Here is a 15,617-nt window from a genome sequence, read left to right as displayed (position 1 = left end):
CCCTGCGGGAGCAAGCCAGCTTGCTCCCGCAGTATCGGGCCATCTTCAAGGGGTACGGTTACGGCGGGTCTCGATGATGTTCGGCAGCTGGGAAATACGCCCCAGCAACCGCCCCAACGCGTCCAGCCCCGGAATCTCGATGGTCAGGGACATCAGCGCGGTGTTGTCCTCCTTGTTCGAGCGGGTGTTGACCGCCAGCACGTTGATCCGCTCGTTGAGCAGCACCTGGGACACGTCACGCAGCAAACCGGAGCGGTCGTAGGCGCGAATGATGATGTCCACCGGGTAGGTCTGCACCGGCACCGGGCCCCAGCTGACCTGGATGATCCGCTCCGGCTCGCGGCCGGCCAGTTGCAGCACCGAGGCACAGTCCTGACGGTGAATGCTCACCCCGCGGCCCTGGGTGATGTAACCGACGATCGCATCCCCCGGCAGCGGCTGGCAGCAGCCGGCCATCTGGGTCAGCAGGTTGCCGACGCCCTGGATTTGGATGTCGCCGCGCTTGCCGGGCTTGTAGCCGGTGGCCTTGCGCGGGATCAGCTCCAGCTGTTCGTTGCCGCGCTCCGGCTCCACCAACTGCTGAGCCAGGTTGACCAGTTGCGCCAGGCGCAGGTCGCCCGCGCCCAGTGCCGCGAACATGTCCTCGGCGGTTTTCATGTTGGCCTTGTCGGCCAGCTTGTCGAAATCCACCTGCGGCAGGTCGAGGCGATTGAGTTCGCGCTCGAGCAGGGTCTTGCCCGCCGCCACGTTCTGATCCCGCGCCTGCAGCTTGAACCAGTGGACGATCTTCGCCCGCGCCCGCGAGGTGGTGACATACCCCAGGTTCGGGTTCAGCCAGTCGCGGCTCGGCGTGCCGTGCTTGCTGGTGATGATCTCGACCTGCTCGCCGGTCTGCAGGCTGTAGTTGAGCGGCACGATGCGCCCGTTGATCTTCGCGCCCCGGCAGTTGTGACCGATCTCGGTGTGCACGCGGTAGGCGAAGTCCAGCGGGGTCGCGCCTTTCGGCAAGTCGATGGCGTGGCCGTCGGGGGTGAAGATGTAGACCCGGTCCGGCTCGATATCCACCCGCAGTTGCTCGGCCAGGCCGCCGATATCCCCCAGTTCCTCATGCCACTCGAGCACCTGACGCAGCCAGGAGATTTTCTCTTCGTAGTGGTTGGAACCGGACTTGACGTCGGTGCCCTTGTAGCGCCAGTGGGCGCAGACCCCCAGCTCGGCCTCTTCGTGCATCGCGTGGGTGCGGATCTGCACTTCCAGCACCTTGCCCTCAGGGCCGATGACCGCCGTGTGCAGCGAGCGGTAACCGTTCTCCTTGGGGTTGGCGATGTAGTCGTCGAACTCTTTCGGAATGTGCCGCCACAGGGTGTGGACGATCCCCAGCGCGGTGTAGCAGTCGCGCATTTCCGGGACCAGCACACGCACCGCGCGCACGTCGTAGATCTGGCTGAACTCCAGGCCCTTGCGCTGCATTTTGCGCCAGATCGAATAGATGTGTTTGGCCCGGCCGCTGATGTCGGCGTCGACGCCGGTGGCCCGCAGTTCGTTCTGCAGCTGGTTCATCACGTCGGAGATGAAACGCTCGCGATCAAGGCGCCGCTCGTGCAGCAACTTGGCGATCTGCTTGTACTGCTCAGGCTCCAGGTAGCGGAAGGACAGGTCCTCCAGCTCCCATTTGATATGGCCGATACCGAGGCGATGCGCCAGCGGCGCATAGATGTCGAAGACTTCCCGGGCGACCCGGTTGCGCTTCTCGTCGTCGGCGTTTTTCACCGCCCTGATCGCGCAGGTCCGCTCGGCCAGCTTGATCAGTGCCACACGCACGTCATCGACCATCGCCACCAGCATCTTGCGCAGGTTTTCCACCTGGGCCTGGGTGCCGAGCACGAGGGATTGGCGGGGGCTGAGGCTGGCGCTGATCGCCGCCATGCGCAGCACGCCGTCGATCAGTTTGGCCACCACCGGGCCGAAGCGCTGGCTGACGGCCGGCAGCGGGATCTGGCCTTCCCGGACGCCACGGTAAAGCACCGCGGCCACCAGCGAATCCTGATCCAGCTTGAGGTCGGCAAGGATCTCCGCGATCTCCAGGCCAGTGCTGAAACTCGACATGTCCTCGCCGCTGAGATTCTTCGCCGCGATGTGTTGTTGCTCTGCCTCACGAGCGAACTCGCAGGCTTCTTTCAAGGCTTCACGGTCCAGTGCCATGTCGACGCTGACCGCATGATCGAGCCACGCCTCGAGATTGATACTGCCGTCGGTGTTGATCGGCTGGTGCGCTCTCACCTGTACCATCTTGCTTTACCTTCCCTACGACGCACATTCAATGCGTCAAATCGCTGACCTTCACTGCCAGTATTTCCTCGCTGGGCCGGCGAGTGCTGCCTGACGGGCCAACGGATTAGACGAGCCATCCTAGCTCGCTTCAAATAACGCCATGGCCTCGACATGTGCCGTCTGAGGAAACATATCGAGGATCCCGGCACGTTTTAACCGGTAGCCCTGCCTGACCAGTTCGACTGTGTCACGCGCCAGAGTGGCCGGGTTGCATGACACATAAACCAGGCGCTTGGCGCCCAGGCTCGCCAGCTTGCGGACCACCTCGAAAGCCCCGTCCCGAGGTGGGTCCAAGAGTACCGCAGAAAAGCCTTCGCGGGCCCACTCGGCGTCGCTCAGGGGCTGCGATAAATCGGCCTGAAAAAACCGGGTGTTATGCAAATTGTTGCTAGCGGCATTCTCCGCGGCACGCGCGACCATGGTCGCCACCCCTTCGACCGCCACCACTTCCCGAACGTTCTGCGCCAGCGGCAAGGCAAAGTTGCCCAAGCCGCAAAACAGGTCCAGCACGCGCTCGTCGGCCTGTGGCGCCAGCCACTCCAGGGCCTGGGCCACCATCGCCTCGTTGACCCCGGCGTTGACCTGGACAAAGTCTCCCGGCCGATAAGCCAGCTGCAGATTCCAGGGCTCCAGGCGATAGCCCAGGGTCTGGTCCGGGTCCACCGGTTGCGGCTCGCCTTCGCCATGCAGCCACAACTGGGCCTCATGGAATGCGCAGAACGCCTGGAGAATCTCCAGGTCGGCCGCGGACAACGGCGCCATATGGCGCAGCAGCACGGCAATCGCCGAACCGCTGAACAACTCCACATGCCCCAGTGCCTGCGGTTTGCTCAGGCGCTGCAGCATGGCCGGCAAGCGGCTCATGATCGGTTGCAAGGGCTGTACCAGCACCGGGCATTCGTCGATGGCGACGATGTCCTGGCTGCCGGCGGCGCGAAAACCCACTTCGAGCTTTTTCGCCTTGGCGTCCCAGCGCACCGCGACCCGCGCCCGGCGCCGGTAGCCGAACTCCGGACCGCTCAAGGGCGCCGCCCATGCCTCTGGCTCGACACCGGCGACCCGCGACAGCTGCTCGGCGAGCATGCGCTGTTTCAGGGCAAGCTGTTCGTCATGGGGCAGATGCTGCACGCTGCAGCCACCGCAACGGCCGGCATGGGCGCATGGCGCCGGGCGCCGCAAATCGCTGGCGCTGAACACCCGCTCGGTACGGGCTTCCACCACTTTGCCGTGGGCGCCCAACACGCGCGCCTCGACCTCTTCGCCCGCCAATGCACCAGCAACGAACCAGGTACGTCCTTCCAGGAAGGCAATGCCGCGACCATCGTTGGCCAGGCGCTCGATGGTCAGGCGCTGTTTTTTCCCGACGGGTATCTGCGCAGCCCGGCTGCCGCCCGAAGGCTGGAAGCGCAGGCCTCTGACTGGCTTAGCCATCAGTTGGGCGCATCGAAGATGCCGGTCGACAGGTAACGGTCGCCACGGTCACAGATGATCGCGACAATCACCGCGTTTTCGACTTCGCGGGACAGGCGCAACATCGCCGCCACCGCACCGCCCGAGGACACGCCGCAGAAGATGCCTTCTTCGCGGGCCAGGCGCCGGGTCACGTCTTCGGCTTCGCTTTGCGCCATGTCGACGATGCGATCCACGCGACTGGCCTGGTAGATCTTCGGCAGGTATTCCTGCGGCCAGCGGCGAATGCCGGGAATGGCCGAGCCTTCCATCGGTTGCAGGCCGATGATCTGCACGTTCGGGTTCTGCTCCTTCAGATAACGCGAGGTACCCATGATGGTGCCGGTGGTACCCATGGAGCTGACGAAATGGGTGATGGTGCCCTCGGTCTGGCGCCAGATTTCCGGGCCGGTGCCGGTGTAGTGCGCCTCGGGGTTGTCACCGTTGGCGAACTGGTCGAGCACCTTGCCACGACCTTCGGCCTGCATCTTTTCGGCCAGGTCGCGCGCGCCTTCCATGCCCTCTTCCTGGCTGACCAGGATCAGTTCGGCGCCATAGGCAGTCATCGCCGCCTTGCGCTCGGCACTGGAGTTGTCGGGCATGATCAGGATCATCTTGTAGCCCTTGATCGCTGCGGCCATCGCCAGGGCAATCCCGGTGTTGCCCGAGGTCGCTTCGATCAGCGTATCGCCGGGGTGAATCTGCCCACGCAGCTCGGCGCGAGTGATCATCGACAGCGCCGGGCGGTCCTTGACCGAACCCGCCGGGTTATTGCCCTCGAGCTTGAGCAGCAGGGTGTTGCTGGTAACGCCAGGCAGGCGCTGCAAACGGACCAGCGGGGTGTTGCCGACGCAATCGGCGATGGTGGGGTACTGCAAGGTCATGGCGTATTCGCAATCCGGACTGCGGGGGCGACTATCATACCGGCAAACGTTCGCAGGCCATATCACGCAAAGTGAGGGTCTTATGGCTTAACGATATAAGGCAGCGAATCAGCCTCGGGCGAAGGCGCGTCCATCACAACGGCAGCCCGCAGGCGCATGTTCAAACGCAGCCCACGCCCGGTATTTTCCGCCCACAGCTGGCCGCCCTGACGCTGCACGGCGTTGCGCGCGATGCTCAACCCCAGGCCAAAACCGCCATTGCCCGGACGCGAGCCGTCGAGGCGGGTAAAGGGATCGAAGATCCGCTGCAGATCGGCGTCGGCCACGCCAGGCCCCTCATCCTCCAGCCACAGCAACCAATGCTCGCCCTGGCGCTGGCCGTCCAGCAGCACACGACCGCCCGCGGGCGAATGACGAATGGCATTGCGCAGGATATTTTCCAGGGCCTGGGCCAAGGCATTGAGGTTACCCCGGACCCAGCACGAGGCGTCCAGAGCACAATGCAGTTGCGTGGCGGACCAGGCGCTTTCGAAGCAGGCGTTTTCCGTGAGCATTTCCCACAGGGCCTGGATCTGGATGTCTTCCTCGGCCAGCGGCGCCCGCTCGGTGTCGAGCCAGGCCAGTTGCAAAGTGTCGTCCACCAGCCGCTGCATGCCATCGACCTCCCGTGCCAGCCGCTCGCGCAGTGCCGGCAGGCTCTGCTCGCCGTCACAGGCGACCCGCAGGCGACTCAAAGGCGTGCGCAATTCATGGGAAAGATCGCGCAGCAATTGTTGCTGCAAGGCCACCGTGCCCTGCAGGCGCTCGGACATCTGGTCGAACGCCCGACCCAGCTCGCCCAACTCGTCCTGGCGACTGGTGGTCTGGCTCGACAGCCGCGCATTCAGTTGATCGGCGCGCCAGGCATTGGCCTGTTCGCGCAGCTGGTTCAGCGGCACCACCAGCAGTCGATACAGCCCGACACACAGCAGCAGGGTGAACAGGCCGGGAATCACCCCATTGGTCAGCACCCGCCAGAACACCCGGTAGCGCCCAGGCATGAAGCGCTGGGGCAGTTCGATCACCAGGCTGCCGGCGGACGGGTCGTTGGGAAACGCAATCTTCAGCCAGGGCAAGCCACGGGTATGCCGGCTGACCGGCCAATCCAGGCCGCGCAGGAACGTCAGGTGCTGGCTCTCGGCTTCGCTCAGCGGATAGCTGCTCAGCGATTGCAGGTCGCGGCCGATGACCCCGACCCAATGGCGCTCGCGCTCGGCCATGCCCTGCAGCCAGGCATCGACCCCGGCGCTCTGCCCCTGGTTCCAGGCCTGTTCGGCTTCGGCGGCGTAGCCGGTCAGCGTTCCGCGGGCCTCGTCGGAAAGGAACAGGTTCTTCTGCTCCATGTAGCGGCCCCAGGACCAGCTCAGCCAGATCATCAGCAGGCAGAACGCGACCAACAGGCAGGCCAGCTTCCAGAACAGCGAATGCCTGCCGGGCAGCTCAGGCCATTTCATCGACGGCACTCAGCACATAGCCCTTGCCCCAGACCGTGCGCACTTCCCGTGCGCCATAACCGACGGCCTTGAGTTTGCGGCGGATCTGGCTGATGTGCATGTCCAGGCTGCGATCATGGGGCGCGTAGCCGCGCTGCAGCACATGCTGATAAAGGAAGGGTTTGCTCAGGACCTCGTCGCCGTTGCGGTTGAGCGTCTCCAGCAGGCGGTATTCGCTGCGGGTCAGCCCGGCCCACTGTTGCCCGTAATGCACGTCGCACAGCTCGTCGTCGAAACGCAGGCCCTGGGCTTCCTGCCTGAGCGGCGCCGGGGCCGGCCGGCGATCCAGGGCCACGCGCCGCAGGATGGCTTCGATCCGTACCCGCAGCTCGGCCATGCTGAAGGGCTTGGGCAGATAATCGTCGGCCCCCAGGCGAAAACCGCTGATGCGATCGGCCTCGGCTCCCAGCGCCGACATCAGCAGCACCGGCGTGGAATGGCTCTGGCGAAAATGGGTGAGCACCGTCAGCCCGTCCATCCCCGGCAGCAGGATGTCCACCAGCACCACATCGAAAGGTTGCTGGCGAGCCATCGTCAGGCCTTCCTGGCCGTTCTGGCACCAGGTGACATCAAACCCACAACGGCCCAATTGCTCGTGCACATAGGCACCGAGCACCAGGTCGTCTTCGATACTCAGGATCCGGGGATGGCCGACAGATACGGGATTCATTAGCTTCTGCAAGTAATTCTCAGTTGGGCGATTATTCAAGATTGTCCGCGGCCGGGCAACCGACACCGGTCGACAAAGCGCTCGCCAGCCCGCGGCACCTGAGCGGTTCGACGGTTAATTTTGCGAAGATTGCGGCAAAGCAAATGGCTACACTGCGCAGGTGGTGCGCACCGGATGTGCGCAGGGTTCATTCAAAACGGCGTGGTAGCAGGAGAGTTGCGTGCTTAAGAAACTGGGGATCAAAGGCCGCGTGCTGTTACTGACCTTGCTGCCAACCAGCCTGATGGCGTTGGTGCTGGGCGGTTATTTCACCTGGATGCAGCAGTCGGACCTGCAAACCCAGCTTCTGCAACGCGGCGAAATGATCGCCGAGCAACTGGCGCCCCTGGTGGCACCGGCCCTGGCCCACAAGAACATTGCCCTGCTGGAACGCATCGCCACCCAGTCCCTGGAACAGCAGGACGTGCGCGCAGTGACCTTCCTCGCGCCCGACCGCACGCCCCTGGCTCATGCCGGCCCGAGCATGCTCAATCAGGCGCCGACCGGTAACGGCAGCCAGATGCTGCAACGCACCGGCAGCGACGCCACCCGCTATCTGCTGCCGGTGTTCGGCCGCCACCGCAACCTGGCCGGCGACCTGATTCCCGACGAGTCCGACCGCCTGCTCGGCTGGGTCGAGCTGGAGCTGTCCCATAACAGCATGCTGTTGCGCGGCTACCGCAGCCTGTTCGCCAGCCTGCTGCTGATTATCGCCGGGCTGATTTGCACCGGCCTGCTGGCGCTGCGCATGGGGCGCACCATCAACAACCCGCTGAGCCAGATCAAACATGCCGTTACCCAACTCAAGGACGGCAACCTGGAAACCCGCCTGCCCTTGCTCGGCAGCCAGGAGCTGGACGAATTGGCCTCGGGCATCAACCGCATGGCCGGCACCCTGCAGAATGCCCAGGAAGAATTGCAACACAGCATCGACCAGGCCACCGAGGACGTCCGGCAAAACCTGGAAACCATCGAAATCCAGAACATCGAACTGGATCTGGCGCGCAAGGAGGCCCTGGAGGCCAGCCGGATCAAGTCGGAATTCCTGGCCAACATGAGTCACGAAATCCGCACGCCGCTCAACGGCATCCTCGGTTTCACCCACCTGTTGCAGAAAAGCGAGCTGACCCCGCGCCAGCTGGATTACCTGGGCACCATCGAAAAGTCCGCCGACAGCCTGCTGGGAATCATCAACGAAATTCTCGACTTCTCGAAAATCGAAGCCGGCAAGCTGGTGCTCGACAGCATTCCGTTCAACCTGCGCGACCTGTTGCAGGACACCCTGACCATCCTCGCCCCGGCCGCCCACGCCAAGCAGCTGGAACTGGTCAGCCTGGTGTATCGCGATACCCCACTGTCGCTGGTGGGCGACCCGCTGCGCCTCAAGCAGATCCTCACCAACCTGGTGAGCAACGCCATCAAGTTCACCCGCGAAGGCACCATCGTCGCCCGCGCCATGCTCGAAGAAGAACACGAAGACAGCGTGCAACTGCGCATCAGCATTCAGGACACCGGCATCGGCCTGTCGAACCAGGACGTGCGCGCCCTGTTCCAGGCCTTCAGCCAGGCCGACAACTCGTTGTCGCGGCAACCGGGCGGTACCGGCCTGGGGCTGGTGATCTCCAAGCGCCTGATCGAACAGATGGGTGGCGAGATCGGCGTCGACAGCACGCCCGGCGAAGGTTCGGAGTTCTGGATCAGCCTGCGCCTGCCGAAAACCCGCGACGACGCCGAAGACCTGCCCGCGCCGCCGCTGCTCGGCAGGCGGATCGCGGTCCTGGAGAACCATGAACTGGCGCGCCAGGCCCTGCAGCATCAACTCGAGGACTGCGGCCTGGAAGTGACGCCGTTCAATACCCTGGAAGCCCTGACCAACGGCGTGACCGGAGTGCACCAGACCGAACAGGCGATCGATCTGGCGGTGCTCGGCATCACCAGCAATGACATGCCGCCGGAACGCCTCAACCAGCACATCTGGGACCTCGAACACCTGGGCTGCAAAGTACTGGTGCTGTGCCCGACCACCGAACAGACGCTCTTCCATCTGTCGGTGCCCAACCCTCACAGCCAGTTGCAGGCCAAACCGGCCTGCACCCGCAAACTGCGGCGCGCCCTGGCCGACCTGGTCAACCCCAAGGTCGTGCGCAACGAGCCGAGCGAACCGATCGCCAGTCGCCCGCCACGGGTGCTGTGTGTCGATGACAACCCGGCCAACCTGCTGCTGGTGCAGACCCTGCTCGAAGACATGGGCGCCAAGGTGCTCGCGGTCGACAGCGGCTATGCGGCGGTCAAGGCAGTGCAGAACGAATCGTTCGATCTGGTGATGATGGACGTGCAGATGCCCGGCATGGACGGCCGCCAGAGCACCGAGGCGATTCGCCAGTGGGAGAGCGAACGCAACTGCACGCCGCTGCCGGTGATCGCCCTCACCGCCCACGCCATGGCCAACGAAAAACGCGCGCTGCTGCAAAGCGGCATGGACGACTACCTGACCAAGCCCATCAGTGAGCGGCAACTGGCTCAGGTGGTGCTGAAGTGGACCGGTCTGGCCCTGCGCAACCAGGGACCGGAACGCACTGGCGAACCGTCCGGCAACGGCCTCGAGCTGCAAGTGCTGGATCACGACGAAGGTTTGCGCCTGGCCGCCGGCAAGGCGGACCTGGCCGCCGACATGCTGGCGATGCTCCTGGCCTCGCTGGAGGCCGACCGTGAAGCGATTCGCGCCGCCCGTGCCGCCAACGACCACAATGCGCTGATCGAACGGGTCCACCGTCTGCACGGGGCCACCCGCTACTGTGGCGTGCCGCAGTTGCGCGCCGCCTGCCAGCGCAGCGAAACCCTGCTCAAGCAGGAAGACGTCAAGGCCTTCGCCGCCCTCGACGAACTCGAACGGGCCATCAACCGCCTGGCCACGGAGGCCCGCATCAACGCCTGACCCAGGGCAACGACAGGTTTGCCCCGAAGGTTCATGCTCGGGGCAACCTCCCACAAGGACGACGCCATGCGCACGATTCTCTTCAGTAGCCAGAACTATGACCGCGACAGCTTCCTCGGCACCGAGCTGCCGCCGGGTATCGAGCTACAGTTCCAGGCCGCGCGCCTGAGCCTGGACACCGCGGCCCTGGCGGAGCACCACGAGGTGGTCTGCGCGTTTATCAACGACGACCTGAGCGCCCCGGTGCTGGAGCAACTGGCCGCCGGCGGCACGCGCCTGATCGCGCTGCGCTCGGCCGGCTACAACCATGTCGACCTGGCCGCGGCCAAACGCCTGGGCCTGAGCGTGGTCCGGGTCCCGGCCTATTCTCCCCATGCCGTGGCCGAGCACGCCGTGGCCCTGATCCTGGCGCTGAACCGCCGCCTGCACCGCGCCTACAACCGCACCCGCGAAGGCGACTTCAGCCTGCACGGCCTGACCGGCTTCGACCTGGTGGGAAAAACCGTCGGCATCGTCGGCACCGGGCAGATCGGCGCGACCTTTGCCCGGATCATGGCCGGCTTCGGCTGCCAGTTGCTGGCCCACGACCCCTTCCCCAACCCGCAAGTCGAGGCCCTGGGCGCACGTTACCTGAGCCTGCCGGAGCTGCTGGCCCAGGCGCAGATCGTCAGCCTGCACTGCCCGCTCACCGCCGACAGCAAACACCTGATCAACCGCCAGAGCCTGGCCCGGATGCAACCGGGCGCAATGCTGATCAACACCGGCCGCGGCGGCCTGGTGGATACTCCGGCGCTGATCGAGGCCCTGAAGAACGGCCAGCTGGGCTACCTGGGGCTGGATGTCTACGAAGAGGAGGCGCAGCTGTTCTTCGAGGACCGCTCCGACCTGCCGCTACAGGACGACGTGCTGGCGCGGCTGCTGACCTTCCCCAACGTGATTGTCACCGCCCACCAGGCCTTCCTCACCCGCGAGGCCCTGGCGGCGATCGCCGACACCACCTTGCACAACATCGCCGCCTGGGCCGCCGGCGCGCCCTGCAACCAGGTGGAAGGCTGAGCCGACGGACCGGCGGTAAGCGAAGGTCATCTGCCTGCAACCTGAGATATCGGGGTGCGTGCTAGCATACGCGCCAGATTTGGAGGACCCATGGTCGAACACGATTTCCGCTACAGCCTGATGAACCCGCAACACACCCTGATCGAATGCCGCGCCCTGGTGCCCGGCCGCTATCAGGTCACCGGCAACGGTGGTTCCATCCGCAACGACGACGTGCTGATCGTCACCCTCAAGGGCAGCAAGGACCTGTCGATGCGCCTGACGGTGGAAACCGTGCGGCACCTGATCAACCCGGTCGGCCAGTGGGTCGCCGTGGCCCGTGGTCCGGTATTCGGCGAGCTGGCGATCCATCAGTGGCAGGTTAACTGCGACAGCTGCGCGGCCGAGCTGAGCTTCGAGTTCGCGGTGGATGCCAAGCTGGGCAACAAGGCGCAAAAGCCCGCGGCCAGCGCGCGGATCGCCGAGCTGGGCTGGATCAGCGAAGGGGAAAAACACCTCTGCCCGAAATGCCAGCGAGCCGCCCAATGAAACGCCTGGCGTTGACCGCCGCGTTCGGCGCCGGCCTGCTGGGTTGCGCGGCGGAGCCGGTGAAACTACAGCAGGATCGCAGCTACATCCTGGAGTGGATCGGCGAGCGTCCGCTGATCGACTACAGCCACCTGACCATCACCCTCGGTGAAGACGGTCGCGCCTACGGCAACGGCGGCTGCAACCACTGGTTCGCGCCCTACACCCTGGACGGTGACAAGCTCAGCTTCGGCAAGGTCGGCAGCACCCGCAAGCTGTGCGCGCCAGCCCTGATGGAGCAGGAACGACGCTTCCTGCAAGCGTTGGAAACCGTCCAGCGCTGGGACATTTCCCCAATCGAGCAAGTGCGCTTCTGGCCGGCCGAAGGCAAGCCGTTGCGCTGGTGGCTCGAGGAAGGTTGATACCGCCCCCTGTAGCCGCTGCCGCAGGCTGCGATAAGGTCCGCAGGAGCTTCAGCGATCCCGAGATCGCAACGGCCTTGCAGGCCGATCGCAGCCTGCGGCAGCGGCTACAGATCAATGCCCGCGCAGGGCTTCCAGCTTCGCCATCACGCCCGCCGCGGTCTGTTCGCCCATCAGTTGCTCACGCACCTTGCCCTGGTCATCGATGATGTAGGTCACCGGCAAGCCTTCGCTGCGTGGCAAGTCGAAAATCTCCGCCGGGTTCTGCGCCAGCACGGTGAACTTGATCCCCAGTTTTTCACTGGCGCTCTTCAATTCTTCGCCCTGCACATTATCGAAATTGACCCCCAGCACACTCACCGGCTGGCCCTTGAGCCCTTCGGCCAATGCATTGAGCTCGGGAATCTCGGTGCGGCACGGCCCACACCATTCGGCCCAGTAATTGAGCACCAGCCACTGCTTGTCCACGCGCTCGGCGGCGACTTTCCGGCCATATTGATCGACCCCGTAATCGTTACCGCAGCCGCTCAGCAACAAAGTGCCGATGATCGCCAATGCCGCTGCCAGTTGCCTTGCCATGCCTTGATCCTTGTATTGAAAAAAACCCGTCAAACCCGCTTTCTCGTGCGACCCATCGCCTCGCAAGGTTCAGGACTGCCCGTCGCACAGGTAGAATAGCCGCCACCTTACGCAAGATGCGACCCGCCCATGACCGATCTGACGCTTTATCACAACCCGCGCTGCTCGAAATCCCGCGGTGCGCTGGAACTGCTGGAAGCCCGTGGCCTGACCCCGACCGTGGTCCGCTACCTGGAAACCCCGCTCGATGCCGCCCAGCTGCAAAACCTGCTGGGCAAGCTCGGGATCGGCGCCCGCCAGCTGCTGCGCACCGGCGAAGACGAGTACAAGACCCTCAACCTGGCCGACGCCAGCCTGAGCGAAGCACAGCTGATCGCCGCCATCGCCGCGCACCCGAAACTCATGGAACGGCCGATTCTCGAAGTCGGCGACAAGGCCATCATCGGCCGGCCGCCGGAGAACGTGCTGGAGATCCTGCCTTGAGTACGCCGTACATCCTGGTTCTCTACTACAGCCGCAACGGCTCGACCAACGAGATGGCCCGGCAGATCGCCCGGGGCATCGAACAAGGAGGCATGGAAGCGCGCCTGCGCACCGTGCCGGCGATATCCGCCGACTGCGAGGCCGTGGCCCCGAGCATCCCGGAAGACGGCGCGCTGTACGCCAGCCTCGACGACCTGAAGCACTGCTCCGGCCTGGCTCTGGGCAGTCCGACCCGTTTCGGCAACATGGCCGCGCCGCTGAAGTACTTCCTCGACGGCACCAGCAACCTGTGGCTGACCGGCGCCCTGGTGGGCAAGCCGGCCGGGGTGTTCACCTCCACCGCCAGCCTGCACGGCGGCCAGGAAACCACCCTGCTGTCGATGATGCTGCCGCTGCTGCACCACGGCATGCTGATCACCGGCCTGCCCTACAGCGAGTCGGCCCTGCTGGAAACCCGTGGCGGTGGCACGCCTTACGGGGCCAGCCACCATGCCGGCGCCGACGGCAAGAGCCCGCTGAACGAGCACGAGGTCGCCCTCTGCCGCGCCCTGGGCCTGCGCCTGGCCAAGACTGCCCTGCAACTGGAGAGCAGCCGTGGCTAAAAAGCCGAAGATCCTGCCGGCCATCGAATGGCTGGAGCCACGCGTACGCATCACCCGGGTGCTGAGCCTGATCTGCTTTTTCGGCCTGGTCGGCCTGCTCTGCGGCTACTACCTGTTCGTCGCCGACCTGCACGGCGCCCGGCCCTGGGTGATCCTGCTGATCGAACTGGTGCCGCTGCTGTTGATGGCGCCGGGCATGCTGATGGGCAGCGCCCGCGGGCATTCCTGGATGTGCTTCGTGGTGAACCTGTATTTCATCAAGGGCGCGCTGGCCGCCTACGACCCGAACCGGCAACTGTTCGGCATCCTGGAGATGCTGGCCAGCCTGGCCGTGTTCTGCTCGGCCCTGCTCTACGTGCGCTGGCGCTTCCAGCTCAATCGCAAGCTGGCGGGCGAAGGCCAGGTCAGCGCCGCCTGACGGCGCGCGATCGCGGGCAGGCCTCGCCCCTACAGAGCACCCAGTACTTCTGTAGGAGCGAAGCTTGCTCGCGATGAACGATGACGCGGTACTCCAGGGAACACGCCCCGATCAGTGATTGACCGTATACGCCAGCATCATCGAGATCTGGCACAGCGGCCGGCCACTTTCGGCGTGCCACTGGTTGAAGGCGCCCTGCACGGTGGCCAGGTCCTTGAGGCTGCTGGGCACCTTGTCGATGATCTGCTGCGCATTCAGCGCCGCCACCACGTCATAGGTCGGCACGAAGGTGTCCTTGCCGACCATCCGCAGAAAGCGCGGGGCCGAGAGGCCGCCCAACTGGTGACCGTGCTTGGCCAGGTACTTCCACAGGCCGACGATGTCGGTCACCGGCCAGTCGGCGATCAAGGCGCCGAAACTGCCCTTCTCCTTTTCCACGTCGAGCACCATCTGCGCGTTGCGCGGCACGCTCTTGAGCTTGCCCAGGTGGCGAATGATCCGTGTGTCCTGCATCAGTCGCTCAAGGTGCTCGGCGCCCATCAGCACCACTTTTTCCGGGTCGAAGCCAAAGAACACCTCTTCGAAGGCCGGCCACTTGGCGTCCACCAGGCTGTGCTTCAAACCGGCGCGAAATACCCGCAGGGCCAGGGTCGAGAGGTAACGGTCATCGCTGATCTTGCGCAATTGCGCCGGGGTTTTCGGCACCGGCAGATGGGCTTCCAGCTCGGCCGCCGAACCGAAGCGGTTCAGACAGTATTCGTGCAGCCACTTGTAATCGCGCATGCCCTCTCCTAATGACGATAAAGAAACGGCGCTCAGAGGAGCGCCGTGATTCCACGATACAGAGCCGCGAGACGACTCAGAGGTTCACCACATTGACGAAACGCGAAGCCGCGGTTTCATCGATCTTCAGGCTGGTGAAGTCGAACAGGTTACGGTCCGCCAGCTGCGACGGCACCACGTTCTGCAGGCCGCGGAAAATGCTTTCGGTACGACCCGGGGTCTTGCGTTCCCATTCCTGGAGCATTTCCTTGACCACCTGACGCTGCAGGTTTTCCTGGGAGCCGCAGAGGTTGCACGGGATGATCGGGAACTGCTTGAGGTCGGAATAGGCCTGGATGTCCTTCTCGCTGCAATAGGCCAGTGGGCGGATCACCACATTACGCCCGTCGTCGGCCCGCAGCTTGGGCGGCATGGCCTTGAGCGAGCCGTTGTAGAACATGTTGAGGAAGAAGGTCTCGACGATGTCGTCGCGATGGTGACCCAGGGCCATCTTGGTCGCGCCGATCTCGTCGGCGAAGGTGTACAGGGTGCCGCGACGCAGGCGCGAGCACAGCGAACAGGTGGTCTTGCCTTCCGGTATCAGTTCCTTGACCACCGAATAGGTGTCCTTCTCGACGATGTGGTACTCCACACCCAGTGTCTCGAGGTAGGCCGGCAATACGTGCTCGGGAAACCCGGGCTGCTTCTGGTCCATGTTCACGGCGACGATGTCGAACTTGATCGGTGCAACCTTCTGCAGGTGCATCAGCACGTCGAGCATGGTGTAACTGTCCTTGCCGCCGGACAGGCAGACCATGACCTTGTCGCCGTCTTCGATCATGTTGAAGTCGGCGACCGCTTCCCCGGCCTGGCGGCGCAAGCGTTTCTGCAGTTTGTTCTGGTTGACCGTAAGAGTGCCCATGGCGCTTGAAATCCGCGGTGTGTGAC

At 64.4% G+C, this 15,617-nt stretch carries 15 protein-coding genes; 7 read left to right on the top strand and 8 right to left on the bottom strand.

Going from position 1 to position 15,617, the window contains the following annotated elements; translation table 11 throughout:
- Positions 1-45 precede the first annotated feature (45 nt).
- From relA to BMY68_RS12660, 5 genes are all read right to left on the bottom strand, one after another.
- Positions 46-2,289: a GTP diphosphokinase gene (relA, locus tag BMY68_RS12680; RefSeq protein ID WP_007927768.1), complete on the bottom strand. Its 2,244-nt coding sequence runs from the start codon at positions 2,287-2,289 to the stop codon at positions 46-48.
- 120 nt (positions 2,290-2,409) lie between these two features.
- A complete protein-coding gene (gene rlmD / locus BMY68_RS12675; RefSeq protein WP_085531902.1) occupies positions 2,410-3,762 on the bottom strand; it encodes a 23S rRNA (uracil(1939)-C(5))-methyltransferase RlmD in 1,353 nt (450 codons plus the stop codon).
- On the bottom strand, positions 3,762-4,664 hold the full coding sequence (gene cysM / locus BMY68_RS12670; RefSeq protein WP_009045119.1) for a cysteine synthase CysM: 903 nt from the start codon (positions 4,662-4,664) through the stop codon (positions 3,762-3,764). The genes rlmD and cysM overlap by 1 nt, the downstream gene beginning before the upstream one ends.
- An 80-nt stretch (positions 4,665-4,744) precedes the next feature.
- On the bottom strand, positions 4,745-6,157 hold the full coding sequence (locus BMY68_RS12665) for a sensor histidine kinase (protein ID WP_085531904.1): 1,413 nt from the start codon (positions 6,155-6,157) through the stop codon (positions 4,745-4,747).
- The gene (locus BMY68_RS12660) at positions 6,144-6,866 is read right to left on the bottom strand and encodes a response regulator transcription factor (RefSeq protein WP_085531906.1); all 723 of its coding nucleotides are present in this window, start codon (positions 6,864-6,866) and stop codon (positions 6,144-6,146) included. The genes BMY68_RS12665 and BMY68_RS12660 overlap by 14 nt, the downstream gene beginning before the upstream one ends.
- A gap of 220 nt (positions 6,867-7,086) precedes the next feature.
- Here BMY68_RS12660 and BMY68_RS12655 point away from each other — a divergent pair, with 220 nt between their 5' ends.
- From BMY68_RS12655 to BMY68_RS12640, 4 genes are all read left to right on the top strand, one after another.
- Positions 7,087-9,840: a response regulator gene (locus BMY68_RS12655; RefSeq protein WP_009045122.1), complete on the top strand. Its 2,754-nt coding sequence runs from the start codon at positions 7,087-7,089 to the stop codon at positions 9,838-9,840.
- Positions 9,841-9,906: 66 nt separating this feature from the next.
- A complete protein-coding gene (locus tag BMY68_RS12650; protein ID WP_085531908.1) occupies positions 9,907-10,896 on the top strand; it encodes a 2-hydroxyacid dehydrogenase in 990 nt (329 codons plus the stop codon).
- Positions 10,897-10,986: 90 nt separating this feature from the next.
- A complete protein-coding gene (locus tag BMY68_RS12645) occupies positions 10,987-11,424 on the top strand; it encodes a hypothetical protein (protein WP_085531910.1) in 438 nt (145 codons plus the stop codon).
- Positions 11,421-11,825, top strand: coding sequence for an META domain-containing protein (locus BMY68_RS12640; protein ID WP_007927741.1), 405 nt, complete (start codon positions 11,421-11,423; stop codon positions 11,823-11,825). The genes BMY68_RS12645 and BMY68_RS12640 overlap by 4 nt, the downstream gene beginning before the upstream one ends.
- A gap of 114 nt (positions 11,826-11,939) precedes the next feature.
- Here the strand turns inward: BMY68_RS12640 and BMY68_RS12635 are convergent, their stop codons facing one another.
- Positions 11,940-12,404 carry a TlpA disulfide reductase family protein gene (locus BMY68_RS12635; protein WP_007931800.1) on the bottom strand — a complete coding sequence of 155 codons (465 nt, stop codon included), beginning with the start codon at positions 12,402-12,404 and terminating at the stop codon, positions 11,940-11,942.
- A gap of 129 nt (positions 12,405-12,533) precedes the next feature.
- Here BMY68_RS12635 and arsC point away from each other — a divergent pair, with 129 nt between their 5' ends.
- From arsC to BMY68_RS12620, 3 genes are read left to right on the top strand one after another with little or no spacing between them, the layout of a single operon-like run.
- Positions 12,534-12,887 carry an arsenate reductase (glutaredoxin) gene (arsC, locus tag BMY68_RS12630; RefSeq protein ID WP_085531912.1) on the top strand — a complete coding sequence of 118 codons (354 nt, stop codon included), beginning with the start codon at positions 12,534-12,536 and terminating at the stop codon, positions 12,885-12,887.
- Positions 12,884-13,489, top strand: coding sequence for an NAD(P)H:quinone oxidoreductase (wrbA, locus tag BMY68_RS12625; RefSeq protein WP_007931797.1), 606 nt, complete (start codon positions 12,884-12,886; stop codon positions 13,487-13,489). Before arsC ends, wrbA begins: the two co-directional genes overlap by 4 nt.
- Positions 13,482-13,907 carry a DUF2069 domain-containing protein gene (locus BMY68_RS12620; RefSeq protein ID WP_085531914.1) on the top strand — a complete coding sequence of 142 codons (426 nt, stop codon included), beginning with the start codon at positions 13,482-13,484 and terminating at the stop codon, positions 13,905-13,907. The genes wrbA and BMY68_RS12620 overlap by 8 nt, the downstream gene beginning before the upstream one ends.
- 111 nt (positions 13,908-14,018) lie before the next feature.
- On the opposite strand, the gene BMY68_RS12615 is transcribed toward BMY68_RS12620, so the two are convergent.
- Both BMY68_RS12615 and ttcA read right to left on the bottom strand, forming a co-directional pair.
- Positions 14,019-14,690: a DNA-3-methyladenine glycosylase I gene (locus BMY68_RS12615; RefSeq protein ID WP_009050287.1), complete on the bottom strand. Its 672-nt coding sequence runs from the start codon at positions 14,688-14,690 to the stop codon at positions 14,019-14,021.
- Positions 14,691-14,766: 76 nt separating this feature from the next.
- A complete protein-coding gene (ttcA, locus tag BMY68_RS12610) occupies positions 14,767-15,591 on the bottom strand; it encodes a tRNA 2-thiocytidine(32) synthetase TtcA (RefSeq protein WP_007931792.1) in 825 nt (274 codons plus the stop codon).
- Positions 15,592-15,617 lie beyond the last annotated feature (26 nt).

The sequence above is a fragment of the Pseudomonas sp. NFACC41-3 genome (assembly GCF_900109505.1).
GTDB classification, from domain to species: Bacteria; Pseudomonadota; Gammaproteobacteria; order Pseudomonadales; family Pseudomonadaceae; genus Aquipseudomonas; species Aquipseudomonas chlororaphis.
This window is presented reverse-complemented; position numbering and strand designations above follow the sequence as displayed.

What these genes read in the sequence shown, in the direction of transcription:
- BMY68_RS12650 (WP_085531908.1), top strand. Translation starts at nt 9,907, where the DNA reads ATGCGCACGATTCTCTTCAGTAGCCAGAACTATGACCGCGACAGCTTC.
- BMY68_RS12665 (WP_085531904.1), bottom strand. Translation starts at nt 6,157, where the DNA reads ATGAAATGGCCTGAGCTGCCCGGCAGGCATTCGCTGTTCTGGAAGCTG.
- ttcA (WP_007931792.1), bottom strand. Translation starts at nt 15,591, where the DNA reads ATGGGCACTCTTACGGTCAACCAGAACAAACTGCAGAAACGCTTGCGC.
- arsC (WP_085531912.1), top strand. Translation starts at nt 12,534, where the DNA reads ATGACCGATCTGACGCTTTATCACAACCCGCGCTGCTCGAAATCCCGC.
- rlmD (WP_085531902.1), bottom strand. Translation starts at nt 3,762, where the DNA reads ATGGCTAAGCCAGTCAGAGGCCTGCGCTTCCAGCCTTCGGGCGGCAGC.
- BMY68_RS12635 (WP_007931800.1), bottom strand. Translation starts at nt 12,404, where the DNA reads ATGGCAAGGCAACTGGCAGCGGCATTGGCGATCATCGGCACTTTGTTG.
- BMY68_RS12660 (WP_085531906.1), bottom strand. Translation starts at nt 6,866, where the DNA reads ATGAATCCCGTATCTGTCGGCCATCCCCGGATCCTGAGTATCGAAGAC.
- BMY68_RS12640 (WP_007927741.1), top strand. Translation starts at nt 11,421, where the DNA reads ATGAAACGCCTGGCGTTGACCGCCGCGTTCGGCGCCGGCCTGCTGGGT.
- cysM (WP_009045119.1), bottom strand. Translation starts at nt 4,664, where the DNA reads ATGACCTTGCAGTACCCCACCATCGCCGATTGCGTCGGCAACACCCCG.
- BMY68_RS12645 (WP_085531910.1), top strand. Translation starts at nt 10,987, where the DNA reads ATGGTCGAACACGATTTCCGCTACAGCCTGATGAACCCGCAACACACC.
- BMY68_RS12615 (WP_009050287.1), bottom strand. Translation starts at nt 14,690, where the DNA reads ATGCGCGATTACAAGTGGCTGCACGAATACTGTCTGAACCGCTTCGGT.
- relA (WP_007927768.1), bottom strand. Translation starts at nt 2,289, where the DNA reads ATGGTACAGGTGAGAGCGCACCAGCCGATCAACACCGACGGCAGTATC.